The organism is Veronia pacifica, assembly GCF_001707825.1.
GTDB classification, from domain to species: Bacteria; Pseudomonadota; Gammaproteobacteria; order Enterobacterales; family Vibrionaceae; genus Veronia; species Veronia pacifica.
Map to the genome: position 1 here is coordinate 24,775 of NZ_LYBM01000016.1, position 25,743 is coordinate 50,517.

General features: G+C 49.3%; 26 protein-coding genes. 14 read left to right on the plus strand and 12 right to left on the minus strand.

Going from position 1 to position 25,743, the window contains the following annotated elements; translation table 11 throughout:
* Positions 1-2 precede the first annotated feature (2 nt).
* Positions 3-773: a class I SAM-dependent methyltransferase gene (locus A8L45_RS10210; protein ID WP_068901877.1), complete on the plus strand. Its 771-nt coding sequence runs from the start codon at positions 3-5 to the stop codon at positions 771-773.
* An 88-nt stretch (positions 774-861) separates the two neighbouring features.
* Positions 862-1,017, plus strand: a complete 156-nt coding sequence (locus A8L45_RS24575; protein ID WP_175401966.1) for a hypothetical protein — start codon at positions 862-864, stop codon at positions 1,015-1,017.
* Positions 1,018-1,449: 432 nt separating this feature from the next.
* Here A8L45_RS24575 and A8L45_RS10215 read toward each other — a convergent pair whose 3' ends face one another.
* The 4 genes from A8L45_RS10215 to hemC are packed head-to-tail and all read right to left on the minus strand — an operon-like array spanning position 1,450 to position 5,489.
* The gene (locus tag A8L45_RS10215; protein WP_068901879.1) at positions 1,450-2,637 is read right to left on the minus strand and encodes a heme biosynthesis HemY N-terminal domain-containing protein; all 1,188 of its coding nucleotides are present in this window, start codon (positions 2,635-2,637) and stop codon (positions 1,450-1,452) included.
* On the minus strand, positions 2,634-3,797 hold the full coding sequence (locus A8L45_RS10220) for a uroporphyrinogen-III C-methyltransferase (RefSeq protein WP_068901881.1): 1,164 nt from the start codon (positions 3,795-3,797) through the stop codon (positions 2,634-2,636). The genes A8L45_RS10215 and A8L45_RS10220 overlap by 4 nt, the downstream gene beginning before the upstream one ends.
* Positions 3,784-4,554, minus strand: a complete 771-nt coding sequence (locus tag A8L45_RS10225; RefSeq protein ID WP_068901883.1) for a uroporphyrinogen-III synthase — start codon at positions 4,552-4,554, stop codon at positions 3,784-3,786. The genes A8L45_RS10220 and A8L45_RS10225 overlap by 14 nt, the downstream gene beginning before the upstream one ends.
* A complete protein-coding gene (hemC, locus tag A8L45_RS10230; protein WP_068901885.1) occupies positions 4,551-5,489 on the minus strand; it encodes a hydroxymethylbilane synthase in 939 nt (312 codons plus the stop codon). Before hemC ends, A8L45_RS10225 begins: the two co-directional genes overlap by 4 nt.
* A 386-nt stretch (positions 5,490-5,875) precedes the next feature.
* Between hemC and A8L45_RS10235 the strand changes: the two genes are divergently transcribed.
* The gene (locus tag A8L45_RS10235) at positions 5,876-8,443 is read left to right on the plus strand and encodes a class I adenylate cyclase (RefSeq protein ID WP_489886350.1); all 2,568 of its coding nucleotides are present in this window, start codon (positions 5,876-5,878) and stop codon (positions 8,441-8,443) included.
* 2 nt (positions 8,444-8,445) lie between these two features.
* Here A8L45_RS10235 and cyaY read toward each other — a convergent pair whose 3' ends face one another.
* Positions 8,446-8,757 (minus strand): iron donor protein CyaY, encoded by a 312-nt coding sequence (gene cyaY / locus A8L45_RS10240; protein WP_068901889.1) that lies wholly within the window; start codon positions 8,755-8,757, stop codon positions 8,446-8,448.
* A 76-nt stretch (positions 8,758-8,833) separates the two neighbouring features.
* Here cyaY and lptM point away from each other — a divergent pair, with 76 nt between their 5' ends.
* From lptM to yigB, 6 genes are read left to right on the plus strand one after another with little or no spacing between them, the layout of a single operon-like run.
* Positions 8,834-8,998, plus strand: a complete 165-nt coding sequence (lptM, locus tag A8L45_RS23800) for an LPS translocon maturation chaperone LptM (protein WP_083228289.1) — start codon at positions 8,834-8,836, stop codon at positions 8,996-8,998.
* Between the two features lie 26 nt (positions 8,999-9,024).
* A complete protein-coding gene (gene lysA, locus A8L45_RS10250) occupies positions 9,025-10,278 on the plus strand; it encodes a diaminopimelate decarboxylase (protein WP_068901890.1) in 1,254 nt (417 codons plus the stop codon).
* A gap of 8 nt (positions 10,279-10,286) precedes the next feature.
* Positions 10,287-11,117, plus strand: a complete 831-nt coding sequence (dapF, locus tag A8L45_RS10255; protein WP_068901892.1) for a diaminopimelate epimerase — start codon at positions 10,287-10,289, stop codon at positions 11,115-11,117.
* Positions 11,114-11,785, plus strand: coding sequence for a DUF484 family protein (locus A8L45_RS10260; RefSeq protein ID WP_068901894.1), 672 nt, complete (start codon positions 11,114-11,116; stop codon positions 11,783-11,785). The genes dapF and A8L45_RS10260 overlap by 4 nt, the downstream gene beginning before the upstream one ends.
* Positions 11,782-12,690: a tyrosine recombinase XerC gene (gene xerC / locus A8L45_RS10265; RefSeq protein WP_068901896.1), complete on the plus strand. Its 909-nt coding sequence runs from the start codon at positions 11,782-11,784 to the stop codon at positions 12,688-12,690. Before A8L45_RS10260 ends, xerC begins: the two co-directional genes overlap by 4 nt.
* 8 nt (positions 12,691-12,698) lie before the next feature.
* Positions 12,699-13,424: a 5-amino-6-(5-phospho-D-ribitylamino)uracil phosphatase YigB gene (gene yigB / locus A8L45_RS10270; protein WP_068901898.1), complete on the plus strand. Its 726-nt coding sequence runs from the start codon at positions 12,699-12,701 to the stop codon at positions 13,422-13,424.
* A gap of 5 nt (positions 13,425-13,429) precedes the next feature.
* On the opposite strand, the gene A8L45_RS10275 is transcribed toward yigB, so the two are convergent.
* From A8L45_RS10275 to A8L45_RS10290, 4 genes are read right to left on the minus strand one after another with little or no spacing between them, the layout of a single operon-like run.
* Positions 13,430-13,864 carry a DoxX family protein gene (locus A8L45_RS10275; protein WP_068901900.1) on the minus strand — a complete coding sequence of 145 codons (435 nt, stop codon included), beginning with the start codon at positions 13,862-13,864 and terminating at the stop codon, positions 13,430-13,432.
* Positions 13,857-14,630 carry an HvfC/BufC N-terminal domain-containing protein gene (locus tag A8L45_RS10280; RefSeq protein WP_083228290.1) on the minus strand — a complete coding sequence of 258 codons (774 nt, stop codon included), beginning with the start codon at positions 14,628-14,630 and terminating at the stop codon, positions 13,857-13,859. The genes A8L45_RS10275 and A8L45_RS10280 overlap by 8 nt, the downstream gene beginning before the upstream one ends.
* Positions 14,627-15,481 (minus strand): MNIO family bufferin maturase, encoded by an 855-nt coding sequence (gene bufB / locus A8L45_RS10285; protein WP_139122356.1) that lies wholly within the window; start codon positions 15,479-15,481, stop codon positions 14,627-14,629. The genes A8L45_RS10280 and bufB overlap by 4 nt, the downstream gene beginning before the upstream one ends.
* 33 nt (positions 15,482-15,514) lie before the next feature.
* Complete coding sequence (locus A8L45_RS10290; protein WP_068901907.1) at positions 15,515-15,778, minus strand: BufA1 family periplasmic bufferin-type metallophore; 264 nt, start codon at positions 15,776-15,778, stop codon at positions 15,515-15,517.
* Positions 15,779-16,020: 242 nt separating this feature from the next.
* On the opposite strand from A8L45_RS10290, the gene uvrD reads away from it, so the two are divergent.
* The gene (gene uvrD, locus A8L45_RS10295) at positions 16,021-18,201 is read left to right on the plus strand and encodes a DNA helicase II (protein ID WP_068901909.1); all 2,181 of its coding nucleotides are present in this window, start codon (positions 16,021-16,023) and stop codon (positions 18,199-18,201) included.
* Between the two features lie 56 nt (positions 18,202-18,257).
* On the opposite strand, the gene ggt is transcribed toward uvrD, so the two are convergent.
* Together ggt and rarD are read right to left on the minus strand one after the other, a co-directional pair.
* Positions 18,258-20,024 (minus strand): gamma-glutamyltransferase, encoded by a 1,767-nt coding sequence (ggt, locus tag A8L45_RS10300; RefSeq protein ID WP_068901911.1) that lies wholly within the window; start codon positions 20,022-20,024, stop codon positions 18,258-18,260.
* A 104-nt stretch (positions 20,025-20,128) separates the two neighbouring features.
* Positions 20,129-21,052 carry an EamA family transporter RarD gene (gene rarD, locus A8L45_RS10305; RefSeq protein ID WP_068901913.1) on the minus strand — a complete coding sequence of 308 codons (924 nt, stop codon included), beginning with the start codon at positions 21,050-21,052 and terminating at the stop codon, positions 20,129-20,131.
* 279 nt (positions 21,053-21,331) lie between these two features.
* Between rarD and recQ the strand changes: the two genes are divergently transcribed.
* From recQ to A8L45_RS10325, 4 genes are all read left to right on the plus strand, one after another.
* On the plus strand, positions 21,332-23,173 hold the full coding sequence (recQ, locus tag A8L45_RS10310; protein ID WP_068902008.1) for an ATP-dependent DNA helicase RecQ: 1,842 nt from the start codon (positions 21,332-21,334) through the stop codon (positions 23,171-23,173).
* Positions 23,166-23,486, plus strand: a complete 321-nt coding sequence (locus tag A8L45_RS10315; protein WP_245680699.1) for a DUF3630 family protein — start codon at positions 23,166-23,168, stop codon at positions 23,484-23,486. The genes recQ and A8L45_RS10315 overlap by 8 nt, the downstream gene beginning before the upstream one ends.
* 106 nt (positions 23,487-23,592) lie before the next feature.
* Positions 23,593-24,258: a 7-cyano-7-deazaguanine/7-aminomethyl-7-deazaguanine transporter gene (locus A8L45_RS10320; protein ID WP_068901917.1), complete on the plus strand. Its 666-nt coding sequence runs from the start codon at positions 23,593-23,595 to the stop codon at positions 24,256-24,258.
* Between the two features lie 148 nt (positions 24,259-24,406).
* The gene (locus tag A8L45_RS10325) at positions 24,407-24,838 is read left to right on the plus strand and encodes a GNAT family N-acetyltransferase (protein ID WP_068901919.1); all 432 of its coding nucleotides are present in this window, start codon (positions 24,407-24,409) and stop codon (positions 24,836-24,838) included.
* Between the two features lie 214 nt (positions 24,839-25,052).
* Here the strand turns inward: A8L45_RS10325 and elbB are convergent, their stop codons facing one another.
* Complete coding sequence (gene elbB, locus A8L45_RS10330; RefSeq protein WP_068902010.1) at positions 25,053-25,703, minus strand: isoprenoid biosynthesis glyoxalase ElbB; 651 nt, start codon at positions 25,701-25,703, stop codon at positions 25,053-25,055.
* Between the last annotated feature and the right edge of the window lie 40 nt (positions 25,704-25,743).

The window sequence follows — 25,743 nt, forward strand, 5'->3', positions numbered from 1 at the left end:
AGGTGCAGATTGCTTTACTCGACGAATCGGCGTCATCTGACCGCCAGCTCAGTGAATTGGCTGAACGTTGGGGGCTGACTCATGATGATGATTCACCATTTGCTCTGGTTCTGACACCGCAGCGGCTTGAACTTCGTAAGACCGACGAACCAAAGCTCGGTGCTATTTATGTTGACCTGGTGGGTGGTACTGCAGGTCATCGCCGTAAGTTTGGCGGCGGAAAAGGGCAGGCTATAGCGAAAGCCGTTGGTCTGAACAAAGGCGTTACACCGAGAGTACTGGATGCCACTGCTGGGCTAGGCCGTGATGCATTTGTGCTGGCGTCTCTGGGCTGTCAGGTTGTTATGATAGAGCGAAACCCTGTCGTTGCAGCCCTGCTGGATGATGGACTCACCCGCGCAAAAGCGGATCCTGAAATCGGTACTTGGGTCAGTGAGAGAATGAGCCTGAGTCATGCCACCAGTCAGGACGCACTGGCTAAACTGGCCGAAGATCCCGATTTTGATAGGCCAGACGTCGTCTATCTTGACCCCATGTATCCTCACAAGAAAAAATCAGCATTGGTAAAGAAAGAAATGCGGGTATTCCAGTCGTTGGTGGGCAGCGATATGGATGCTGACGCCCTGTTTGAGCCGGCTTTTGCGTTGGCAATGCGTCGTGTAGTGGTAAAACGCCCGGATTATGCGGAGCCACTGGCAAATCAATCACCATCAACCAAAATCGAAACGAAGAAAAATCGGTTTGATGTCTACGTTAAGACAGCAATGTGCTGAATTAAGGTGATATAAATTGAGGGAAATATTAGCCACGCTAAGCCGCTCGGGGTAGCTCACCCGCAAGCAGTAAAAGGAATGAGATAACATGGCGAAGACCCTGTGCAAGTGGCGTAATGCCCAGATTGAAAGTGAACTGAAGGTTTTGAAGAAGCTGGTGAAAAAACCAGATGTTGTGTGCAGCAAGTGTGCCCGGGTTGCCAACACCAAGAAAGTGTTATGTAAACCCATGTCGATGAAATAAACCAATCTTAGAAATCAGTATCTCTCTTCAGAGCGAGATACTGATTTACTCATCAGAAAGTGTTGTGAAATATCTTTTCATCATCCGTTAGTGTCTATTTACTGGTGACGATGAGCCATAATCTCTTCTTGCTTCAGATACCCTACCAATTATTTCACTGGTCAACGTCGGCTAAGACGGCTTAATTATTTGAACCTTCTACCGTAGTAAAGGCGAATAGTGCTTTCAGAATAGCTGGGATTAGGCTGGTGATAAGGCTGCCAATAAATATATTTCACAGATATTTCTTCTATGATTTCGGTCTCTATGCGTGCCCAGTATCAGTGAGGATTGGCGCACGATAGGTCTGTCAGTTTTGGTAAACCTCACTAAAAGGTGGAAATAAAAAACGCCCAAATGGGCGTTTTCTTGTCGAAATGTTATTGCTGAATATTACGCTTTGTTGGGCAGGGCCATTCGTAATGCCTGACGGGAGACATTGTTCGCTTCACCCGATTCGTTGAGTTTCTCCAAGGTATCAACCAGCAAGGCGTAGTCGGCGACATCCGGTCTTACCTCCAAGGCTTTTTCGAGGTGCTCACGGGCTTGCTGGTAATTACCATCGCGGAAGTTCAGCTGACCCAATGCGCTGTGAGTCACTGGGTTATTCTCGTTGTATCTCAGTAAATCTTTAAGAACAACAATCGCCGGGTGATAGTCACTCAGAGTTAGTTCTGGCACCAGCGCAATCAGCTTTTCATCAGGATTTTTCTTCAACGATTCTTTGAGCAGGGTAAATGCTTCATTATCAGCACTGCGTTCAATCAGCAGGTTCACCAGACACTTGATGCTATCTGGTTGCTGACGTAGCTGACGGGAAAGGCTATGCCAGTGTGTGAGTAACCCTTCACTCCCTTTATGGCCAGCGATCTGCGTCATCAGTCCGCACTCTGCTTCGATGTTAAGCTGTTTCTTTTCATCGTCGGTGATCACTGACACTTTCTTCAGCAACGGAAGCAGCTGTAACAGCGACTTCCACTCGTTGAGCTTGATGTAAGTGTCTTTGAGCAATGAAAGCATCATAGGGTTGCGTGGATGATGTTGTTTCAACCCCTCAAGGTTTGCCAACGCTTCTTCATACTGCTCCTGACGGAACTGCAGCTTGGCTTTGGTCAGAGTCATCGCCAGTTCATTATCTCCGCAGTCAGCGGCACGCTGGAGATAGCGATCCCTTTCGTCGGCATCACCACGGCTTTGAGCAGCTTCTGCTGCAGCAAGATAATTCAGCAGCGGCGCTTCACTGTGTGGAGCAGCTTTAATCACCAGTTTCTCAGCCTGTTTCCAGTTACCTTCAACCAGTTTCAGCAGACCGTTGTTTGTCAGCTCACGTGCTTTGCGGCGTTTACGTCCACTGAACCAGCTACGGGTGGATGTCATGCTTGATAGCATGGCGCGCAGAAGATATTCGATAAGGAAAAAGACCCCGAACAAGGCCACAATCAAAATGAGCATGGTAGTCAGGCTCATTTCCAGCGTCTGGTCGGCCGCAGAGATCAGGACATATCCCTGATTACCAGCCAGCTCAGGGCCGACAATCAAGCCAGCAATGAGGGCGGCAATCAACAAAATGATCTTAATCATAGTGTGGTGTCCCCCGCATCGACATGCGCCAGATTACGCTGCAGGCGGTCTGCCACCAAGTCACTGATCAGCGACTGACTGGACAGTTTTTCTGGATAGGAAACCTGAACAGATTGCAGATTAAGTTGTTTTAGCTCTGCGAGGAAGCTCTTGGTTGACTCTGCGTCCTGATTATAAAAACGTTTGGTCCACTCTTCGGCCATACTCAGCGATTCGTTGAACAATCGTCCCTGCTCGCGATAAACAGCCGTAATAGCCTGATCCAGTTTCGCCTTAACATTTTCCTGCAGTCTGAATGTTTGGGTCGGCGTCAGTAACGGGATCACACTGCCGTCGCGTTTGCGATAGGTGACGAACTGACCGACAAAGTCATTTAACGACGCCTTGAGGTTGTCTTGCCAGTCATTAACTGAAGAAGACACGGCAGGTACCTCTTCTTCCTCGGCTGCAGGTAGCACCGCATTTGCAAGAGGGAGACGACTTATCTGCTGCTGTAAACTCGACAAACGAAGTACGATACCATCGCGATCGATACGTTTGACGGCTTTTAGCGCCGTGATGTCGTTAGCCAGCGCTTTTCTGACGGGCATCAGGGATGGGTCATTGAGTTCGGCAATACGACGGTCTGCGGTCTGCATCAGGGCGGTTGCTGACATCACGTCGTGTTCCAACCAAAGTTTGCGACCAGCCTGTTTTACCAGATAGTCTGCTTCCGCTATCAGCCAGTCGTTAGGCCGTCTACCTTTCATGTCGGCCAGCGCCGTTTGCAAGCTGGTGATCGTTTGCGCTTGCTGCTCAATCAGCGTCTGCTGGTGGGTTTGCTTTTGAGTCGCATCGGCAAGGGCTTGCTGGGCGCGTTCCGCGTTAGCACGCATTTGTTGCTCAAGCGTACTCATTTGTTTGGCGAGAGTCTCCACGTCCTGTTGTGCCTGAAGAGCTTGTTGTTGGTCGTGATAATAGAGACCACCGCCCATTGCAAAGACGAGTATGATGGCTACAACAGCCAGCGCTTTTCCGCCTTTCTTCTCTTTTTTCTGATCTGTCTGGTTATTAGTAGGCGTGTCAGCAGCTTTTGCTGATGTCTTGCCAGCGTTCTTGGACGAAGTTGATGTTTCGGGTTTTCCTGTCCCGCTGTCCTTGGTATTTTTATTGTCTGTCATCCGAATTTCCCGGGTTATGCATATTGACCAGTGCCGAATAAAATTGCGCATTTGACGCGCCTTCAACATTGGTCACTTTTGAAAATCCAATTTCTTTAGCCAGATTGTAAACTCGTCGGCTAGGCACCAGTATATGGCAGCGCTGCAACCAATGCCGATGATTATCTGAGACGCCCTTAAAAAGCAATGTCAACTGTTCGCCACTGGATACGACCAGCGTGTCGACCTGAGCAGCAGCCCACTCATCCAGTGCGGACAAATATTGCTCATCCGACCAGTTTCGCCGATAGACGGCTAAATAGCAAACATTGGCACCGCGCTGTTGCAGGGTTTGGGAGAGAAGTTCACGCCCGGTATCCGCACGCAAAATCACAATATCCTTACCGTCAGGGTGCTGAAGCTGCGGTAGGGTGAGTAACCCCTCACTGTCTTCCCTTAAAGGTGTGTGTGCGGATACGTCTGCCAGTTCCTCCCAATAACTGGCCGTTCTCTCGCCAACAGCGATGTAGGTCAGGTCGTCACGCCATTCTGCTTTATCTTTCTGCAATTGCTGGCAGGAAAACTCCACAGCGCGGCGACTGATGACAATGACTATGCTGTCAGCTGGCAAGCGGTTCAGTGTTTTTGTCAGGATGGGTAACGCATCTCCTGATGTAAAAGTGAGCATGGGTGCAGACAGGGCCGAGAGCCCTGCCTTTTCGAGTTCTTTTACCAGTGCTTCAGATTCAGGCGCTGGTCGAACTACCGCAATGGTCACGAAGACGCCGAATGGTAAAGCTTGTCGAGAATAGGTCTAGCACCATCTGACAACAACTGTTCAGCCAGACCCGCGCCCAACTCTTCGGCCTTCTCAAGAGGACCAGTGACTTCTCCGCGGATAATTTCACTACCATCTGGTTCACCAACCAGTGCGCGAAGGTAAATCTGGTCTCCCTGTATGACTGAATAGCTGCCAATCGGAACCTGACAGCCACCTTGTAGATGATTGTTCATTGCACGCTCACACAGTACGCGAACAGAGGTATTTGCGTCGGAAAGTGGCTCAAGAAGAGTGCGCACACGCTTGTCATCAAGGCGGCACTCAATTCCAACAGCGCCCTGGCCAACAGCAGGTAAGATTTCCTCAGGTTCAATTGGCATCCGGATACGGGATTCAAGCCCCAGACGTTTTAAACCTGCGGCTGCGAGAATAATGGCATCGTAATCGCCGTTATCCAGTTTACCGAGACGCGTCCCCACATTACCACGCAGATCTTTGACAACCAGATCAGGGCGTTTAGCTCGAACCTGACACTGACGTCGAAGACTGGATGTACCCACCACTGCTCCTTCGGGAAGAGCGTCGAGGGATTCATACTGGTTTGAGACAAATGCGTCGCGTGGATCACCGCGCTCGCAGATGGTTACTAAACCCAAACCTTCAGGGAAGTCTACCGGAACATCCTTCATAGAATGTACTGCAATATCGGCGCGGCCATCCAACATTGCCTGCTCTAATTCTTTTACAAACAGACCTTTACCACCCACTTTCGATAGCGGTGAGTCCAGAATGATGTCTCCTTTAGTGACCATTGGCACCAGCTCGACAACAAGGCCGGGGTGACTTGCTTCGAGCGCGCTTTTGACAAATTCAGCCTGCCACAGGGCCAGTGGGCTTTGGCGGGTCGCAATACGAAGAGGAGATGAATTCATAGTTTTTTCCGTCAGTTTGGTATGTGTTAATCGTACCACTGCTCTTCCCCCGTTGATAAGTTTGATCTGTTTAAGGAGGTGACGTGGTGCATTAACCGAGTAGATAGGCTATAGTTTTGTGATCGTGATCGAGGTAACCTGCCTGTAAATCGAGCATTTAAGTGTGATCTAAGTCATTAGTGGTTCTTTTTTAAGAATTCATGTTGTCCTGATCACAAAAATGGTCATATATTGAACGGTAGGGTGGGCAAAAACAAAACAAGTTGATGACTTTACGCTCCACCTCAAAAGTGTTAGATTGATCACGTTTTTATCCCTGTTAGGCGCCACCTCTCGGTTTTTGCCTTTTCAGGTTGACAGGATGTCGGCGAGATTGGATGTTTCCTTTGCAAAATTATGTTGATCAGCAAATAGCGAGATTAGACACCTTCAATCAATTACGATTGGAGCGTGCACGTAGCGCGATGCACACTCAGGCACAGAGTGTTTTCAATGTATTGCCTGTATTACTGCACTACAACCATCCTGCCATTCCCGGTTATGTTGACCAGGATGTGGCGCACGGTATCGCCTCTTTTTCCCTTAACGATTATCAAAAAGAATTCGTCAGCGACTGTATGCTGACATTCGGACACGCTCTCCCCTTGCAGACTCCCGATAAGGTTTTACCTATTAAGGGTATGTTTTCTATGGGCAGTACCGCGTCAATGGGACAAAGCTTTACCAGTGACTTGGATATTTGGGTGTGTGTTCAACCTTGGGTAACAGAGGATGAGCGGGCTTCAATCGACAGCAAATGCTCATTGGTGTCTGACTGGGCCATGACGCAGGGTGTCGAAGTTAACTTCTTCATGATGTGTGAAAACCGCTTCCGCAAGAACCTCTGTCAGGAAATGACCTCTGACAACTGCGGGTCGAGCCAACATTACCTGTTACTTGATGAGTTTTACCGTTCGTCTGTGCACCTCGCAGGGCAACGTCTTCTGTGGTTTATGGTTCCGCCCGAAATGGAAGCCTGTTACGAAGACTACGTCGTTCAGCTGGTTGAAAATAGTGACATTGAACGGCATGAGTGGGTCGATTTTGGTGGTTTGCCCTCAATACCCGCAGAAGAGTACTTTGGCTCCAGCCTTTGGCAGCTATACAAGAGCATAGATTCACCTTATAAATCCGTCCTTAAAGCCATCCTTTTAGAATCTTACTCATGGGAATATCCCGGTACTCAGCTTTTGAGCGTCGACGGCAAGCGACGATTCTTTGCGGGTATGCTCGATGTCTACCAGTCTGACGCTTATTACCTGATGCTTGAGAAAGTGACCCGATACCTCGAAGGTATTGGAGATCAGCGCCGTCTGGATTTGGTTAGACGTTGTTTCTATCTCAAAACACATGAGAAGCTGACCCGTGATCCCGGTCCGAGCTCAGTACCGTGGCGTCGTGAAGTATTGTGTATCTTGACCCGTGAATGGGGCTGGGATAACGAAAAACTGGCTTGTCTGGACAACCGCCGTAACTGGAAAGTAGAAGAGGTGAAAGAGGCCCATAATGAGCTGCTTGAAGCACTCATGCTGAGCTATCGTAACCTGATTCGCTTCGCACGCCGTAACGACATCACATCATCGATAAGTCCAGAAGAAATCAGTATTCTGGCACGCAAGCTATACGCTGCGTTCGAGGAGTTACCGGGTAAAGTTACCCTTCTTAATCCACAGTTGTCCCCCGATCTGCATGAGCAGGACTTGTCGTTTATTCAGGTGCCAGAAGGGCGAAATAATCCGCCGGGCTGGTATCTTTACAAGCACTCTTTGATTCCGCACGACATTATCGGCCGCTCACCGTTGGAGCATAACCGTTACTTGTCGAAGTTGGTGTCATGGGCATTTTTTAATGGGCTACTGACCGAGTCAACATCGCTGCATTCAGTGGTAAGAGACTGTGATGTGGACATTGATAAGCTTTATCAGCTTGTCAGTGACATCCGCAATACGTTCCCAATCCGTCGCCCGCAGCCTTCGTTGAAAGCGTTGTCGAGCCCCTGCGAAATACGCAAGCTAGCTTTATTCGTTAACCTTGAGGATGACCCAACGAATATCCTGAAACAGCCTGCTGTGCGTTTTGACTTCCGCAATACTGACATTTTTAGCTACGGCCCTGATCAGAAATGTTTGGTCGGCAGCATTGATATGGTGTACCGCAACTCGTGGAATGAGGTGCGTACCCTAAACTTTTCTGGCCCTAATGCCATTCTGGATGTACTTAAAACCCTGCTGGGTAAAATGCATCAGGATGCGATGGCACCGGAATCGGTCGATGTGTTCTGCTACAGCGGAAAAATGCGCGGTCTGATCCGTAACTTGGTTTATCAGCTGGTTGCCGAGTGTATAGAAATGAGGTTGCAGCCTGTCGATCAGGAGAAGCGTCGTCGTTTCAAAGCATTGCGTGTTGCTGACAAAACATTTGGCCTCTTTTTTGAGCGTCGTGGCGTGTCAGTGCAGAAGCTTGAAAATTCTGTCGACTTTTATCGCAGTATCTCCACCAATAAGGTTAATGGTTCACCATTGATGCTGATGGATAACGACAAGGAGATACAACCACCGGAAGCGGTAGACGCGTTTGCCAGTGAGGGACTGATTCAGTTCTTCTTTGAAGATTGCGATAAAGGCTACAACATTTACGTGTTGGACGAGAATAACCGGGTTGAAGTGTATCGGCAGTGCCACGGTGACAAGGAAGAGGTGATTCAGGGCGTTAACCGCTTTTACACCTCGTCTGCTAACGACAAAGTCAGCTTCAGCAGTCATACGGTTAATTTTAATCTGCCGCAGTTTTATGACATCGTTCGTCTTGAGGGTGGCCGGGTGCAGGTGATTCCGTTTAAAAGCGATAAAAACTGGCCACGGCACAACAGCAGAGATTTTGGCAGCCTGCCGCCGCAGGCCGCATCAATGAAATAGGGTTACCAGACTACATCTTCGCCTGCGTGCTTTGAGCACTCCTGTTTGACCATGTCCATGAAGAGCGTATTGGTTCGGGTACACACCCATTGCTCGTCACGATAGGCGAAGTGGTAGCCCCCAGATTTTGAAGCCAGCCATATTTCCTGCATCGGTTCTTGACGGTTAATAATGACCTGACTTCTGTCTTCAAATTCCAGTGTCATCACGTTACCCGTTGTTTCATAGTCGATGTCAGCACCACTTTCATCAATGCCTTCTTCGATGATCAGCCATTCTTTATCGACCAACTCGTGGTATTGGCTTGTATTCATTGTTTTCATCCTATTGCTTTTCAGTGTGTTGATGCGATTATAGAGGGCATTAACTCTTGGATCACTGGCAAACTCAATGCGACCTATTCTGAATGTATTTTTGTTTCTGACAATCGTTATCCTATCTGGCTGCGGCCAGCGTGGTGCTTTGTACTTCCCCGACGACGTACAAGCCACTCAGGACGGCGGTGCAGGCAGTAATCAGCAGAGTACCGTACCAGAAAATACCAAGACACAGTAAGACGAAAGAACAGGGAAGAAAATAGCTTGGATTACTTCAATTATCATCAGGACGGTCAGCTGTGGGCTGAAGATGTCTCACTTGAGAGCCTGGCAGAGCAACATGGCACGCCACTGTATGTCTACTCTCGGGCTACTTTTGAACGTCACTGGAACGCGTTTGATACGGCCGCCGGTGATCACCCCCATTTGGTATGTTATGCCGTCAAAGCCAACAGTAATCTGGGCGTACTGAGTGTACTTGCTCGTCTGGGTTCTGGATTCGACATTGTGTCACAGGGAGAACTCGAGCGGGTTCTGGCTGCGGGTGGTGATCCGAAGAAAATAGTTTTTTCAGGTGTAGGTAAAACGGCAACCGAAATGCGTCGTGCGCTGGAACTGGGAATAAAATGCTTCAATGTGGAGTCTGAGGCCGAGCTGGACCGTCTTAACGAGGTCGCAGGTCAGGTGGGTGTTGTTGCACCGATCAGTCTGCGCATTAATCCTGATGTCGATGCGAAAACTCACCCTTACATCTCAACCGGGCTAAAAGAGAACAAGTTCGGTATCTCGTTTGATCGTGCACGTGAAGTGTATCGCTATGCATCGGAGCTACCTCATCTCAATGTGCAGGGGATAGATTGTCACATTGGCTCACAGCTTACCGACTTGGCTCCTTTTATTGAGTCTACAGACAGGCTGCTGGGTCTCATCGATCAACTTCGTGAAGACGGTGTCGAAATTTGCCACCTTGATGTGGGTGGTGGCCTTGGTGTGACCTACAACGATGAGAAGCCGCCTCAGCCCTCTGAATATGCCAGTGCGTTACTGGAAAGATTACAGGGACATAAGGATATCGAGCTGATTTTTGAACCTGGCCGGGCGATCGCAGCTAACGCTGGCGTGTTACTGACCCGTGTTGAGTACCTTAAGCACAACGAAGAGAAAAACTTTGCCATTATTGACGCTGCGATGAACGATTTGCTCCGTCCTTCCCTTTATCAGGCATGGCAAGACATTATCCCTGTTACACCGCGTGACAGTGAAGCTAAAACCTATGATTTAGTTGGACCAGTCTGCGAAACGGGCGATTACCTTGGCAAGAACCGCAGTTTAGCATTAGAGGCAGGTGATTTGCTTGCAGTTCGTTCTGCTGGCGCCTACGGTTTTGTTATGTCGTCGAATTACAACAGTCGTTGTCGGGCCGCCGAAGTACTGGTCGACGGCAATGTTGCTCATGTTGTCCGTCAGCGTGAAACGCTGTCAGAGCTTTGGCAACAAGAGCAGGTTCTCCCCCAATAGAGGCACGAATGCAGATACAATTTTCTAAAATGCATGGTTTGGGTAACGACTTTGTAGTTGTAGATTGTGTTACTCAAAACGCATTTTTTTCACCAGATATGATCCGCCGGCTGGCGGATCGCAACACTGGTATTGGTTTTGACCAGCTATTGGTCGTGGAACCGCCCTATGATCCGGAGAGTGACTTCCACTACCGGATCTTCAACGCCGACAGCAGTGAAGTGTCCAACTGTGGTAATGGTGCTCGTTGCTTTGCTCGCTTTGTCCGCATGAAAGGTCTGACCAACAAATATCAAATTAATGTCAGTACCAGTTCAGGCAAGATGATCCTGAACATAGACAAAGACAACATGGTGCGGGTAGACATGGGTGAACCCATTTTTGTGCCGTCTAAAATCCCTGTCCGTGCCAATGCAGAAGAGAAAACCTACATACTTCGCGTGGCTGACAAAACTTTATTTGTCGGCGCTGTCAGTATGGGAAATCCCCATTGCGTCACCGTAGTTGATGATGTGGATACCGCAGACGTGAGCACGTTAGGTCCTTTGATCGAATCACACGAGCGCTTCCCCGAGAAAGTGAATGCTGGTTTCATGCAGGTGGTATCGAGAGACGCTATCCGTCTACGTGTCTACGAACGTGGTGCGGGTGAAACACTGGCTTGTGGCACAGGGGCCTGCGCTGCTGTCGCAGTGGGCATTGTTCAAGGGCTGCTGGATGACAATGTTGAGGTGACATTGCCTGGCGGAAAACTTTATATCCAGTGGCGCGGACCGGGCCATCCTCTGATGATGACGGGACCAGCCTCACATGTTTACGATGGACAGATAACAGTATGACAGACATCTCACGGATAACCCCTCCTGAGACCCTGAACAGTGAAGACGTACTCCGCTACTTAGAAGACAATCCTGAGTTTTTTCGTTGCCATCCTGAAAGCTTGCAGCACATCCGAGTCAGTCATGATGAGAGGGGCACAGTCTCATTAGTTGAAGCCCAGCTTGATAGACTCAGAACACGGGTTACCGAGCTGGAGGAAGAAATCACCCAGTTAATGGGAATCGCTGCGGGAAACGAGCAGCTTTTCAGGTCGTTTTCTGTCGCACATCAGGCGCTGTTTACTGCCAATGAGTTATCTGATGTTCACACTGCACTGGCAACGTTAGCGGAAAGGCTACAGCTAAAAGTCAGCCTGCGCCTTTACCAGACGAATGAGCCATCACCTTTGACCCGTCAGTCCGTAGATAAATTGTGCGCCAGCCGCTTTTCCGGTCAGCGTCTTTATCTGGGCCGTTTGCGCCGTCAAGAGGGTGAGATTTTTGTCAGCGAGGCGCCTGAGCTTGGTTCGTACGCGATTTTGCCCATCTTCTTTTCTCAAGAGCTTGGGTTTTTGACGTTTGCCAGTCAAGACGGTGGGCACTTCCAACCCAGTATGGACACCCTTTTTCTTGAGCAACTGGCTGACCATATTGCGGTTCTCCTGAGTCGTTGGCAGGTTGAGGTATGAGCCTACCCGCAACACTGACAAAACCTCTCTCGTTGTTTTTCGACTATATGATAAGAGAGAGGGGTCTTAGTACTTACACCGAGAAAAATTATCGCAGGCAACTCGAACCCATTGCTGAATTTTTGGCGGGACAGGACATTTTTCAATGGCATCAGGTTGATGCGGGTTGGGTAAGACAGATTGCCAGTCAGGCAAAACGCGATGGGCTAAAGCCCGGCAGTATCGCTCTGCGCCTTTCTGCTCTTCGCAGCTTCTTTGATTATCTTGTTCATCGCGGTGATCTTAGCGCCAATCCTGCCAAAGGTGTGGCTGCGCCCAAGCAGGGGCGCGCTCTGCCGAAAAACCTCGACGTAGATGAAATAAACCAGCTGATGTCGGTGGATGAAGACGATCCACTGGCTATTCGCGATCGTGCAATGATGGAACTCATGTACGGAGCTGGCCTGCGTCTGTCGGAGCTGATTGGCCTTGACGTGCGGGATATTGCCCTTCGAAAGGGCGATCTGCGTGTCATAGGTAAGGGCGATAAAGAGCGTATTGTTCCTTTTGCCGGACAGGCTAAAGAGTGGCTGATGAACTGGCTGCGGGTCAGGGGGCAGTTACTGAAAGGACCGGAAAACGCATTATTTTTGTCGAAGTTAGGAAACCGTATTTCAGCCCGGGCCGTACAAAAGCGTATGGCTGAATGGGGACAGAAACAATCGGTTAACAGCCATATCAACCCGCATAAACTTCGACACAGTTTTGCGACCCATATGTTGGAGTCGTCTGGGGATTTGCGTGCGGTGCAGGAATTGCTGGGTCATGCGGATTTGTCCACGACCCAGGTGTATACCCACCTTGATTTTCAACACCTTGCTAAGGTGTACGACGCCGCCCATCCGAGAGCCAGACGAAAAAAATAGGGAATGTGATGAAATTTTACCGTCGCCTCGCGCCTTTTCAGGCACTGACTTTCGATCTCGATGACACCCTTTACGATAACCGCGTGGTGATCATGCGCGCTGAGCGAGCTTTGAAAAAATGGCTGCTTGATCATTGTCCGGCCATGGAGGCGTTTGACACAGCGGCATGGCAGAAAATGCGTCAGGATGTCCTCGACGCTAAACCGGACTTGTTCGGCTTTATTACTGAGATCCGCGCGGCAGTTCTCCGTCTGGCGGCGACCCGTTGTGGGCTGTCAGAGCAAGCGGCGGCGGCCTTGTCTGCTGATGCCGTGGCGTTTTTCCTCCATCACCGCAGCGACATTACTGTGCCAGAGGCTGCTCGGGAACTTATCATAGATATCAGTCAGCATTATCCGCTGGTGGCTATGACCAATGGCAACGTGGATACTGACAGATTGGGGTTGAACCCTTACTTTTCTGCCATTTATCGTGCTGGTGAGCACGGAGCACCCAAGCCTGCCGCAGATTTGTTTGCGCGTGCTCAATCTGCATTGGAATGTTCCTATGGGGAAATATTGCATGTCGGTGACCATTTGAAAGCAGATATCCGTGGGGCAAAAAGGCTGGGTATGCAAACATGTTGGTTGAACGAGAGTGGTCAGTCATTGCGTCACCAGCGTCATGCGACAATGCTTCCGGATGTCGAGATCTCGACGCTGGGACAATTGCGAACTCTGTTGCCTGAGCTCTAAGAGGGTTACTTACTTTTGGTGATTTTATCTACTGCCAACATACCAGGACCTAACACCACATTGGCCAGCAGCATCACACCCCACATCTGATGGTCAAAAAAACCTTTATCCCACAATGTTGGATAAGAGACCACAGCGACAATGTTGAACACAAACAGTGCAAGTGCAGCAGGTCTTGCCAGCAGACCTAAGGCGAGAAAAACAGGTAACACCAGCTCCGCACCGGTTGCGAGATAGGCAGCGAAAACGGGCGGTAGCAGTGGAATATTGTATTCGTACTCGAACAGCAACAAAGTACTGTCCCAGCCAGAAAGTTTAATCATTCCGGAACGGAAAAATACCCAAGCGACCCACAGGCGGCATACCAGCAGCAGTGCGGGGGTCAAAGGGGCCAGAAGGTTTTCAATCAGGGAATCTGCGCGCCGAATAAGCTCACTCATCATTGTTCTCCTTGTGTTGGGCGGGCGAAGTGAGGGAGAAACCACTGAATACCCCGAGTTGAACCAAGTGCCTCAGTTGTGGCATCAGTTCAGGGGGAAGTGCTCCCAACGTTTGCTGCTGGCTTAATTCGATAAAGCGCAAGGCTTCATCGCTGAGCGGAATAATCTCAACACCAGCAAGCGTTTTTTTCATTAATGTTTGTTCAGGCTGTTCAATTCTTAATTGGCTTATAACATCGCGGTCATCAGCTTTTACTGCCTCCCAGAGACTGCGAATACAAAATAAACTGCGGTGCCAGCCTATGTTGGGTGCCGTGATCAGGCTCAGTTCGCCGATTTGCTCGGGTGTGAGTTTACTGAGCGCCTCTATGGGAAAAAGAGGAGCGTTATAGTCACGCTGACTGACCATTAGAAACTGCCACTCAAACCCTGCCATGTCAGCAAGGTAAGGCGCTGGTTCATGAATATTGGGTAATGAAGACAGGGTGTTATCAAATCCGAAGCCATACGTCTCGACTCTGGCGTCTGTCATCGGTGTAGTCAGCACATGGTGACGGGTTACACCGTCAAAACACTCTTCTCCGGCCAGCATTTTTACAGCGGGATATATCCTGTCCATGCTTTCTTTCAGAGATACCACAAACTGATTGCGATATATCTGCAGCAACGCCTCCTCAGAGCCTCTTCCCTTCAAATTGGGCATAGAGAAAGGCTGATAGTGCAACGCCTGACTAAATTGCCGTTGCAAATTAGCTAAATCTTTCACGATGCACTCTCGACCTGAGAGGAGGTGAGTGCCTCACTGGCAATGTCCCGAGCTTTTTGTGCTTCGTTAAGAAGCACATCAGGTTCTGGTAAATCAGCATCCCACTCGATCAGGGTTTTACACATGCCATGTTTGGCAACCCAGTAATGGTAGAGATGCCAGACGGGTTCAGAAACAGGGCGGCTATGAGTATCTATCCAGATTTCACCGCTGTCAGTTGAAGACACGGTATACCCTGCCAGATGAATTTCCTGCACCGTTGTTGGGTCAATGGCCTCCAAATACGCTTTGCTGTCAAAGCCGTGGTTAAAGGCACTGACGTGAATATTATTGAGGTCAAGCAGCAGTCCACACTGTGTTCGCCTTTGCACCTCTACCAGAAATTCCCACTCCGGCATGGTTGAATGTGAAAAGGACAGGTAACTTGAGGGGTTTTCAACTAACAGCTGACGTCCGAGATAATCCTGAGTTTGGCTGACATTGCGACAGAATACATCTAACGCCTCTTCGGTGTAGGGCAGCGGCAGGAGATCGTTAAAATACTGGCCGTCAACACTGCTCCAACTCAGGTGCTCAGACACCAGAATTGGGTTAACCGCATCAACGAGGGTTTTCAGCTGGGCAAGATGCGCGGGGTTTAGCTGGTCAACAGACCCAAGCGACAACCCGACGCCATGGCAGCTTATGGGGTACTGTTCCCTGAGTGACATCAGGGTGGTGTGAGACACCGAACCGGGACGGAAGTAATTTTCACTGTGAATTTCAAGCCATCCGATATCAGGCCTGTTTTGCTGAAAGTAGTCATGGTGTTGTCGACGAAGACCGACACCTACCTGATTCTCGATTGAAATATTCACATTACGCTCCGGTTCAGTATCAAACTGTCATTTAGCTGTCAGCGAGCTTCCCGCCAGACGATCACAAAGCTTTTCAGGCATCAGAATGAAAGCATCTTTCTGACCATCGACCGTTGACGTTCCTGCACAAGAGCTGTTCGAGGTTGCGCAGTCGTTTTTACCCGCCTGAGCGACGCCATAACATTTTACTTTTGCTTCTTTTGCCATAGCAGGTGCCGATGTCAGAGCTGTTGCACCCATTGCCAGTAAGCTGGTTACAGCTGCAGCAGCAGCGATATTAGACTTTTTCATTTTTAATCCTCTTGAAATATCGATAAGTGGACAAGCATGTCCTTATTTGCGATTTGCACATTAAGAGAAAGGCAGAACAGATATTTAATTTCGATTTTTATAGAATTTTTTTTCTGAGCTGAGCGTTTTTGTTTTAACTAATTAGAAAAAAACAACAAAAAAACAGTGAGTGAACAGGGGAGAAATTATTCTTGCTGCTGGTATAATCTCTAACCAGTGTATATATAACCAGTGAATTAAAGATGGATGTTTCCTACCTGATTGATGGTCTTAACGATAAACAACGCGAAGCGGTGGCTGCTCCTCTGGGCAATCATCTTGTTCTCGCCGGTGCTGGCAGTGGTAAGACCCGGGTATTGGTCCATCGAATTGCCTGGTTGATGCGTGTTGAACAGGCCTCACCCTTCTCGGTGTTGGCGGTAACCTTTACCAATAAAGCTGCCGCAGAAATGCGCAGCCGTATTGAGCATTTAATGCAGGGGACGGCATCCGGGCTTTGGGTTGGTACCTTCCACGGTTTATGTCATCGCATTTTGCGGGCGCATCACCTTGATGCCAATTTGCCTCAGGACTTTCAGATCCTCGATTCTGATGATCAGCAACGCCTGCTTCGTCGACTGATCAAGGCGCAGAATCTTGACGATAAACATTGGCCTGCCCGTCAGGCATCCTGGTATATCAACGGCAAAAAAGACGAAGGTCTACGCCCCCGCCATATTGATGCAGGCCATGATCCGGTCGAAAAAACATGGTTGCGGGTTTATGCCGCCTATCAGGAGGCCTGTGATCGTGCGGGGCTGGTCGATTTTGCTGAACTGCTGCTTCGTTGTCATGAGCTACTGCGCGACAAAGCCCACATCCGCGAGCACTATCAGGCCCGGTTCCAGCACATACTGGTGGATGAGTTTCAGGATACCAACAACATCCAATATGCTTGGCTGCAAATGATGGCAGGCAATCAGGCCAACGTGATGATTGTCGGTGATGATGACCAGTCCATTTACGGCTGGCGCGGAGCAAAGATTGAGAATATTCAACGTTTTCTGGGTGACTTCTCTGGCTCACAAACCATCCGGCTTGAGCAGAATTACCGCTCTACAGGTAACATCCTCAACGCTGCCAATCAGCTGATTGCCAACAATGCTGAGCGTATGGGTAAAAACCTATGGACTGAGGGGAAAGAAGGCGAGTTGATTTCTGTGTACAGCGCCTTCAACGAGTTGGATGAAGCGCGTTTCGTGGTCGGTAAAATCAAGACCTGGCAGGATGAAGGTGGGACACTTAATGATACCGCGATGTTGTACCGCAACAATGCCCAGTCGCGGGTGTTGGAAGAAGCCCTCATCCAAGCTGGCCTGCCGTACCGGATTTATGGCGGTATGCGCTTCTTCGAACGTCAGGAAATCAAGGACTCGCTGGCGTACCTGCGATTAATGGCAAACCGCCTCGACGATGCCGCATTCGAGCGGGTGGTCAACACTCCTGCGAGAGGTCTCGGTGATCGCACGTTGGATACGATTCGAATGGCAGCCCGCGATCGGGGTGCCACCATGTGGGAAGCCAGTAACCAGTTACTTGAGGAAAAAGCGCTTGCCGGACGTGCTGCCAACTCTCTTCGTCGGTTCATTGAACTGGTCAATGCCCTTGAGGACGACACCCGCGAGATGGCTCTGTTCCAGCAAACCGACTACGTGATTCAGCATTCTGGGCTCAAAGCTATGTATGAGGCGGAGAAAGGTGAAAAAGCGCAGGCGCGTATAGATAACCTTGAAGAACTGGTGACAGCCACACGTCAGTTTGAGGTGCCGGAAGAAGTTGAAGAAGACATGACGCCATTGTCCGCTTTCTTGTCACACGCTGCCCTGGAAGCGGGCGAGGGACAGGCTGACGAGTTCGAGGACGCCGTCCAGTTAATGACGTTGCACAGCGCTAAAGGGCTCGAGTTCCCACTGGTATTCATGGTTGGTGTTGAAGAGGGGATGTTCCCAAGTCAGATGTCGTCAGAAGAGGCAGGGCGTCTTGAGGAAGAGCGCAGGCTTTGTTATGTCGGTATGACCCGGGCGATGAAGAAGCTCTACATCACTTTTGCTGAGATGCGTCGCGTATACGGCAAAGACAAATTCCACAAATCTTCCCGGTTCATCCGTGAATTGCCGGAGGAGTGTCTGGAAGAGGTTAGGATGCGCGCCAAAGTGACCCGTCCAGCCGCTGCCAGTGGCCGCTTTTCAACAACCCAAAGTCAGGAAAACTTCAATCAGACGGGATTCAGCCTTGGTCAGCGTGTTACCCATCCAAAGTTTGGTGAAGGCACCATCATCAACTTTGAAGGGAGCGGTAATCAGAGTCGGGTACAGGTTGCCTTCAATGGCGAGGGGATCAAGTGGCTGGTGACACAATACGCCAAACTTGAAGTGCTCGGTTAAAATGCTTTGTTCTATAACATATTAAAAGAAGCGGCCGAATGGCCGCTTCTTTGCGTTTACTTGGATGTGTCACTGAGCACTATACCTTCTCGCCTTGGATCTGCACCGCCTCGCAGACCATTTTTCTCGATCAGAATGGCGTGAATGCCAGAAGTCAGGTCTCGGATATTCACTTTAAAGCCAAGCGCTTCAAGCGGTGCCTTGAAAGACTCCGCTGTGCTGCCTTTCTCAAGATCATAGGTACCAAAACGGTTGACCAGGTGTGGCAGTTCAATGGCCTGCTGAATGCCGAGTCCCCAATCAAGGTGAGCAATCAGCGTCTTGGCTACATAACCGATGATTCTGCTGCCACCTGGCGAGCCAATAGCCAGATAAGGTTTCCCCTCATGCATCACAATGGTGGGTGACATGGATGAGCGTGGCCGTTTTCCCGGTTCAACACGGTTGGCGATGGGCACCCCATTTTTGTGTGACGAGAAAGAAAAGTCTGTTAACTCGTTATTTAATAAGAAGCCCCTTACCATGAGACGGGAACCAAACCCATTTTCAATGGTGGTGGTTATTGAGACCAGATTGCCGTCAGGGTCAACGATGCTGAAGTGACTGGTCGAGGGGAGTTCCAACGCATCATCATCAGCTAGCCTGATAGCATGACTGAATGCTGGCTCACCGGGTGACACACTGCTCAGTGCATTTTCGCCTTCAAGCAGTGAAGCACGCTGCTTTAAGTATTCGGGAGCCAGTAATCCCTCCACCGGGACAGGTACAAAATCGCTGTCCGCGACATAGCGTCCCCGGTCAGAAAATGCCAGTCTGGATGCATCACCGATAAGCCGCCAGCTTTGCACAGCATCTTTACCCATTGAACTGAGAGGGTAGTGACTGAGCATACCCAGAATTTGACCGACAGTGATCCCGCCTGAGGTGGGTGGTCCCATGCCGCAGACCTGATAGCTGTGATAGGCAGAACAGACAGGCTCGCGTTCTTTCACCCGATAAATAGACATGTCCTCCTTGCTCAGTACCCCGGGGTTACCCGGTGCCTGTTGAACTGTCTTAACGATATCATCGGCGATCTTGCCCTGATAAAAGTGGTCGATATTCTCGCTGACCAGCTTCAAGGTTTGTGCGTAGTCCGGGTTTTTCTTCATGTCCCCCGCTTTCAGTGGCGCTCCATCCGTGTCAAAGAAATAAGCTGCTGTACTTTCAAAGCGTTTCAGTTTTTCAGCATCTCCAGCAACCAATTTGGCCAGTCGGGGAGAGACAATAAATCCTTTTTCTGCCAGAGAGATAGCGGGTTCAAGTACCTGCTCCCAAGACAGTTTTCCATATTTTTTGTGGGTATCGTGAAGCAGTTTTAGTGTACCGGGCACGCCAACAGAACGGCCGCCGACAACGGCATCATAGAATCGCATTTTGTTGCCATCATCAAGCTGGAACAGGCGGGGAGTGGCGGCAAGCGGTGCAGTTTCCCGACCATCGAAGGTCGTCAGTCGATTAGCTTTATTGTCCCAGTAAACCAGTAAGGCGCCGCCGCCAATACCTGAACTTTGCGGTTCTACCAACCCCAGCACTGTCTGTACTGTCACCATGGCGTCAATGGCATTTCCACCTGCGTCGAGTATGGCTGCACCCGCCCGGCTAGCATAAGGGTTAGCGGCACTGACCATCCACTTCTTACCCGTGACTTCAGATACTTGTTGTGTGCCGGTTGCCAGTTCTGGTGCGATAGCATCCGTCACTTGCTCACAGAATGCAGGCTGAGTAAATGTCAGACCAAGCAGAATGTTGGAGGTGAGAAAAAAAGATGTGATTGGTTTCATTTTTGCACTCCGGTTGTTTTTTGCCCAGAGTACACTTGCACCGGAGTCACCGTCATTGCACATAAGTGGCTAATGACGGTTTTTTTTGAAAGTTAGACAGAAATCTAGACAGGATCTTCTGTCGGTTTTGGGTGAGCCGATTTATTTTTCTGGCTCTGCCGGATGGCATCGTAAATAAACAATGCCAGCGCGCACCAGATGAAACCAAATGTCGTGGCTTTATCGAGACTGAATGCTTCACCGAAGAAGGTAACAGCCATGAAAAACATAATACTGGGGCCGATGTACTGGAAAAAGCCCAGTGTGGACAGCCGTATCTTGGTCGCGGCACTGGTGAAGCAAAGGAGGGGTACTGTCGTTATCCAGCCAGCTGAAAGTAATAGCAGATTGAGCGACATTGGATTTTCTGTCATGTCTGAGGTTGCGGAGTCCGCAAAAATAAACAGATAAATCAGCGCAACGGGCAACATAAATAATGTTTCAACGAACAAACCCGTGATGGCGTCGAGATTGATTTTTTTACGCAGCAAGCCATAACAGCCGAACGAGCTGGCAAGAGCGAGAGCGATCCACGGTAACGAGCCAAATGCGACGATTTGTACGAGAACGCCTATGGTTGCCAGTGCAACGGCGAACCACTGCAGTCGACGAAACCGCTCACCGAGAAAGACCATTCCCAAGATAACGTTAAAGAGTGGATTAATATAGTAGCCAAGACTAGCATCGAGCAGGTGGCCGTTCATGGCTGACCAAGTGAAAAGCAACCAGTTGACAGAAATCAGCACCGAGGTGATCAGCAGATAAACCAAACTTTTTGGCTGTTTGAAGAGCTTGCGTACCTGTGAAAGATTGTTGCCGACAAACAATAACGCAGCAAGCAGCACGAATGACCAGATGATGCGGTGGACCAGAACCTCCTGTGCAGGCACATAGTCGAGAATTTTAAAGTAGATGGGTGCGACGCCCCATATGGTATAGGCCGCCAGCGCCAGCATGACACCCTGGCGGGACTTGTTTACGTCACTCACACGGTTTTCCTTCGGGTCAGAGAACAAGATAATTCAGTCAGTCAGGCTTAGCCTGATAGCTTCCATGCATCAAACTTTTGGATATATCAGTCATTGGCCGAATAATGTACTGACCAAAGCAGTATATGTGTGATTGTTCTCTGTTGACATACTTGTGAGTGACGAAAGGGAGAGACAAGGCAAAAACAGACAAAAATATCGCCAATAGCGAGAAACTGGTACTTTTCTGAACGTCCCGCCGGGTTTAGAATGGCCGCCGGTAAAATTATGAGGGATGTTATGACCAGCATCGAACAATCTGCGTCGCGGCCTGATAGCGAAACTGTGCTTCAGGAAGTATTTGGTTACCACAAGTTCCGTGACGGCCAGAAAGAGGTGATCGATGCGGTGATACATGGCCAGAGTTGTCTGGTGATCATGCCAACGGGTGGCGGGAAAAGTCTGTGTTATCAGATCCCGGCTTTAGTGCTTGATGGACTTGCCATCGTTATCTCTCCCCTCATCTCTTTGATGAAAGATCAGGTCGACCAGTTACTGGCCAACGGCGTGCAGGCTGCCTGTCTGAATTCTTCCATGACGCCAGAAGCTCAGTCGGAGACCTGGCAGCAGCTGCATCAGGGAACCCTGAAGCTATTATATGTCTCGCCTGAGCGCGCATTAATGGGCGACTTTATTGAGCGGATGCAAACCAAGTCGGTCAATTTGATTGCCATCGACGAAGCGCACTGTATTTCCCAGTGGGGACATGATTTTCGTCCAGAATATGCTCAGCTCGGTACGTTGCAACAGGCATTTGGACATGTACCTATCGTCGCACTGACAGCAACCGCCGATGAGGCAACCCGGCAGGATATTTGTCAGCGTCTGAGCTTACAAGATCCCCACATTTATCTCGGCAGTTTTGACCGGCCCAATATCCGTTACACCTTAATGGAAAAGCATAAGCCTCAGGCGCAGCTGATCCGTTTTCTCGAAACCCAGCGCGGGATGAGTGGCATCGTCTATTGTAACAGTCGCAAGCGGGTCGAGCAGGTGAGTGAAAAGCTTCGGGAGCAACAAATACGTGCAGCTGCTTATCATGCAGGTATGAGTATTGAGCAGCGAGCCCAAGTTCAGGAAGGTTTTCAGCGTGACGACATTCAGGTCGTTGTGGCAACCGTCGCCTTTGGTATGGGGATCAACAAGCCTAATGTCCGTTTCGTGGTTCATTATGATATTCCACGCAACATCGAATCCTATTATCAGGAGACAGGACGTGCTGGCCGGGATGGTTTGCCTGCCGAAGCGGTAATGCTATACGACCCATCAGATATCGGCTGGCTTTATCGTTGTCTTGAAGAAAAACCGGAAGGCCCTCAGAAACAGGTTGAAAGCCACAAACTGCATGCCATGGGTGCATTTGCTGAAGCACTGACTTGTCGTCGACTGGTGCTGCTGAATTATTTTGGTGAGTACCGCGAATCCCCTTGCGGTAACTGCGATATTTGCCTTGATCCACCGAGTCTTTTTGACGGCACAGAACATGCTCAAAAGGCATTGTCCTGCGTCTATAGAGTTAATCAGAGTTTTGGTGTGGGATATGTGGTTGAAGTGCTGCGTGGCATGCAAAACCAGCGTATCAAAGATCATGGTCACGAAAAGCTGACGACCTACGGCCTTGGTAAAGAACACAGCCATGAGTATTGGGTCAGTATTTTTCGCCAGCTGATTCATCGCGGCTACCTGCTGCAGAACATCGCCCGAAGTTCGGTGTTGCAGTTAACAGAGGAAGCGCGTCCTCTTCTCAGAGGCGATATTGCGCTTGAGCTGGCTGTACCGCGTCTTGGTCTAAACCCGAGAAGCAAGGCCGATAAGCTGGGTAAACGTAATTACGATAAGAAGCTTTTTGCTAAGCTCCGTAAATTACGCAAAGCCATTGCGGATGATGAAGATATCCCGCCTTATGTGGTATTCAACGATGCCAGTCTGATAGAAATGGCAGAAATGATACCAACATCGCAGGGAGAACTGCTGGCTGTTAACGGCGTAGGGCAGCGTAAACTGGAAAAATATGGTGATGCGTTTCTTGATGCAATAGAAGATCACATCATGATTGGAGATGAGGATATATCTTTTGGCTGAGTTAACCCTGCTTCCCTATAATCCTGACTCTGGACGCTTGATCCTGACAACGTCGGCACTGGATTTTGACAGTGCTGAATCTATTGCCACATCCTTTTTCGACCTGATTGGTGCCACAGTGAAAGACAGCCAGCAGGATGCGGATTTACTCAGCTGGCTGCTCGATTTTGAAGGTTGTCCACTGATGGCGAGAGCGGAGCACTACTCCGCCAGTCTGTGGCTGGAAACCATGGGTGACAGCGGTCAGGAGGAATTACTGTTTCTCTCGCAGTGGTTGCCCAGTCAGATGGGAATAAAGATCGCCTGTTTCTAGCTTATCGCTTTGATGTATAATTGTCCGCTTTCGCGTCCATCGGTCAGTCCGGCGGGCAATTAGACACTTTGGGTTCCCTCGCCCCCAAATGACAAAAAGGTACAATATGAACTCCTTTACCCCTTCGCAGCTTCGTAAGGCGCTGTCTTACCTTGTTGTTTTCCACCTCCTGATCATTGCATCCAGTAATTATCTGGTACAACTCCCGTTTACTCTGTTTGGCTTTCATACCACTTGGGGCGCGTTTACGTTTCCTTTCATCTTTTTAGCCACAGACCTGACCGTGCGAATCTTTGGTGCGGCGATGGCGAGACGTATCATTTTTTGGGTGATGATCCCTTCACTGCTGATTTCCTATGTGTTGTCCGTAGTCTTTTTTGAAGGTCAGTACCAGGGATTTGCTAATCTGACCAACTTTAACCTTTTTGTTGCTCGCATAGCGGCCGCCAGCTTCATGGCCTACCTGTTGGGTCAGATCCTTGATATCCACGTTTTCAACCGTCTTCGCAGTATGAAACAGTGGTGGATCGCACCAAGTTGCTCGACGCTGTTTGGTAATGCATGCGATACATTGGCATTTTTCTTCATTGCTTTTTATAACAGCCCCGACGCGTTCATGGCTGAGCACTGGAAGGAAATAGCGCTGGTGGACTATGGATTTAAGTTAGTGATAAGTCTTGGGCTCTTCATCCCTATTTACGGTGTGTTACTTAACTACCTAATCAAGAAACTGACATCAGCAACAGATTCCCCCCGCTCACAAACTGTCTGAATATCAGTAAAAACCGACCACGAGGTCGGTTTTTTATTCTTTGATAATCAATCACTAAACGGCTATTTTTCCTCTGATCAAAATGGTGGCGCTATACTGGTAATGCAAGACTGGTAGCGTAGAATTCTGTTTTTAATGAGGGGATCTTATGGATATCCGACAGGGCACACTTGCCGAATCCCTTGAAGTTTTAGCCAAAGTCAAAGAGTTCGAACAGACCGAAACTCTCGATTCAATGAGGCGGCGGATCGGGGATAAACCCTGTCTTATTCTGGTCGCCGATAATGGCGATGAGTTGGTTGGGGTGAAAATTGGCTATCAACTCGATGATGACTGCTTTTACAGCTGGCTGGGCGGCGTTACGTCGAAAGGTCGTCGAAAGGGAACCGCAAAGGCCCTGCTGTTAGAACAGGAAGCTTGGGTTAAGCAGAGGGGATACCAGACGATTAGGGTAAAGTCCCGGAACTGTTTTCCAGCCATGGTTTGCCTATTGTTAAACAATAGCTACCAAATAGAGCACCTGGAGAAAAAGGAAAGTGTTGATCAATATCGCATTCATTTTGTGAAGAAGATCACGTAAAGGTGATCATTTAAACATTTTTCAGAAAAAGAATTTGCCAAATACTAATGAGAATGATTATTATTAACTTGTTTCCAGCGCACTGAAACTTCAGCGGGTTGGAATACACGACATTGCTCACATTGCTTCCAGTAAATTTGCATATGGCTTGCGGTTTTTTAGCCAACTATCATGCAAGCGACGCTCACAAAAGCGTCGCTTTTTTCTTTCTGGCTTATGCAATTCCTACCAGTTTACTGACCAGCTTATTAATACCGACAGATGCCTCACTGATTGAACCTGCCAGCATATAAGCGGGCGTGGACAGCAGCTTACGCTGTTCATCATAAACAATGTCTTCTACCGAACAGTCAACATGCTTACCGCCCATTGCGGAAAATGCTGCGGCTGTTTCTGGGTCGGTGCCAAGGGTTGCAGTTGCTCCCTCGCCGTATACTGCAGGTATCATAACGGGTGCAATACAAACATAACCGGCTGGTTTTCCCTGATTAGCAAAGGCCTGACAGACCGTTTTGACTTCAGGATCTACTGTCATCTCAGCGCCTTTCACAGCGAAGTCACAAAGATTTTTTGCTACACCAAATCCGCCTGGAATCAGCAGTGCATCAAAAGCTGAAGGGTCCAGTTCTGCCAGGGGGGCGATATTTCCCCGTGCAATTCGAGCGGACTCCTCAAGAACATTTCTACTCTCGACGGATTCTTCGCCGGCTTTGTGGTTAATCACATGATGCTGTTTGACGTCTGGTGCGAAGCAGTGCCAGCTTGCGCCATTTTGTTCGAGGGCAAGTAAAGATAACACTGACTCGTGAATTTCAGCGCCATCAAATACACCACAACCGGATAGGATCACCGCAACTTTTTTCATCATTTCCCCTCATTTTTGTCGGGCCAAAAATCGATACTAA

Bases quoted from the DNA above. Each gene is read 5' to 3' on its own strand.
- cyaY (WP_068901889.1), bottom strand. From the start codon at position 8,757: ATGAATACAAGCCAATACCACGAGTTGGTCGATAAAGAATGGCTGATC.
- dapF (WP_068901892.1), top strand. From the start codon at position 10,287: ATGCAGATACAATTTTCTAAAATGCATGGTTTGGGTAACGACTTTGTA.
- A8L45_RS24575 (WP_175401966.1), top strand. From the start codon at position 862: ATGGCGAAGACCCTGTGCAAGTGGCGTAATGCCCAGATTGAAAGTGAA.
- A8L45_RS10290 (WP_068901907.1), bottom strand. From the start codon at position 15,778: ATGAAAAAGTCTAATATCGCTGCTGCTGCAGCTGTAACCAGCTTACTG.
- A8L45_RS10275 (WP_068901900.1), bottom strand. From the start codon at position 13,864: ATGAGTGAGCTTATTCGGCGCGCAGATTCCCTGATTGAAAACCTTCTG.
- A8L45_RS10320 (WP_068901917.1), top strand. From the start codon at position 23,593: ATGAACTCCTTTACCCCTTCGCAGCTTCGTAAGGCGCTGTCTTACCTT.
- A8L45_RS10220 (WP_068901881.1), bottom strand. From the start codon at position 3,797: ATGACAGACAATAAAAATACCAAGGACAGCGGGACAGGAAAACCCGAA.
- uvrD (WP_068901909.1), top strand. From the start codon at position 16,021: ATGGATGTTTCCTACCTGATTGATGGTCTTAACGATAAACAACGCGAA.
- A8L45_RS10325 (WP_068901919.1), top strand. From the start codon at position 24,407: ATGGATATCCGACAGGGCACACTTGCCGAATCCCTTGAAGTTTTAGCC.
- A8L45_RS10260 (WP_068901894.1), top strand. From the start codon at position 11,114: ATGACAGACATCTCACGGATAACCCCTCCTGAGACCCTGAACAGTGAA.
- yigB (WP_068901898.1), top strand. From the start codon at position 12,699: ATGAAATTTTACCGTCGCCTCGCGCCTTTTCAGGCACTGACTTTCGAT.
- recQ (WP_068902008.1), top strand. From the start codon at position 21,332: ATGACCAGCATCGAACAATCTGCGTCGCGGCCTGATAGCGAAACTGTG.
- elbB (WP_068902010.1), bottom strand. From the start codon at position 25,703: ATGAAAAAAGTTGCGGTGATCCTATCCGGTTGTGGTGTATTTGATGGC.
- ggt (WP_068901911.1), bottom strand. From the start codon at position 20,024: ATGAAACCAATCACATCTTTTTTTCTCACCTCCAACATTCTGCTTGGT.
- lptM (WP_083228289.1), top strand. From the start codon at position 8,834: ATGCGACCTATTCTGAATGTATTTTTGTTTCTGACAATCGTTATCCTA.
- hemC (WP_068901885.1), bottom strand. From the start codon at position 5,489: ATGAATTCATCTCCTCTTCGTATTGCGACCCGCCAAAGCCCACTGGCC.
- xerC (WP_068901896.1), top strand. From the start codon at position 11,782: ATGAGCCTACCCGCAACACTGACAAAACCTCTCTCGTTGTTTTTCGAC.
- A8L45_RS10215 (WP_068901879.1), bottom strand. From the start codon at position 2,637: ATGATTAAGATCATTTTGTTGATTGCCGCCCTCATTGCTGGCTTGATT.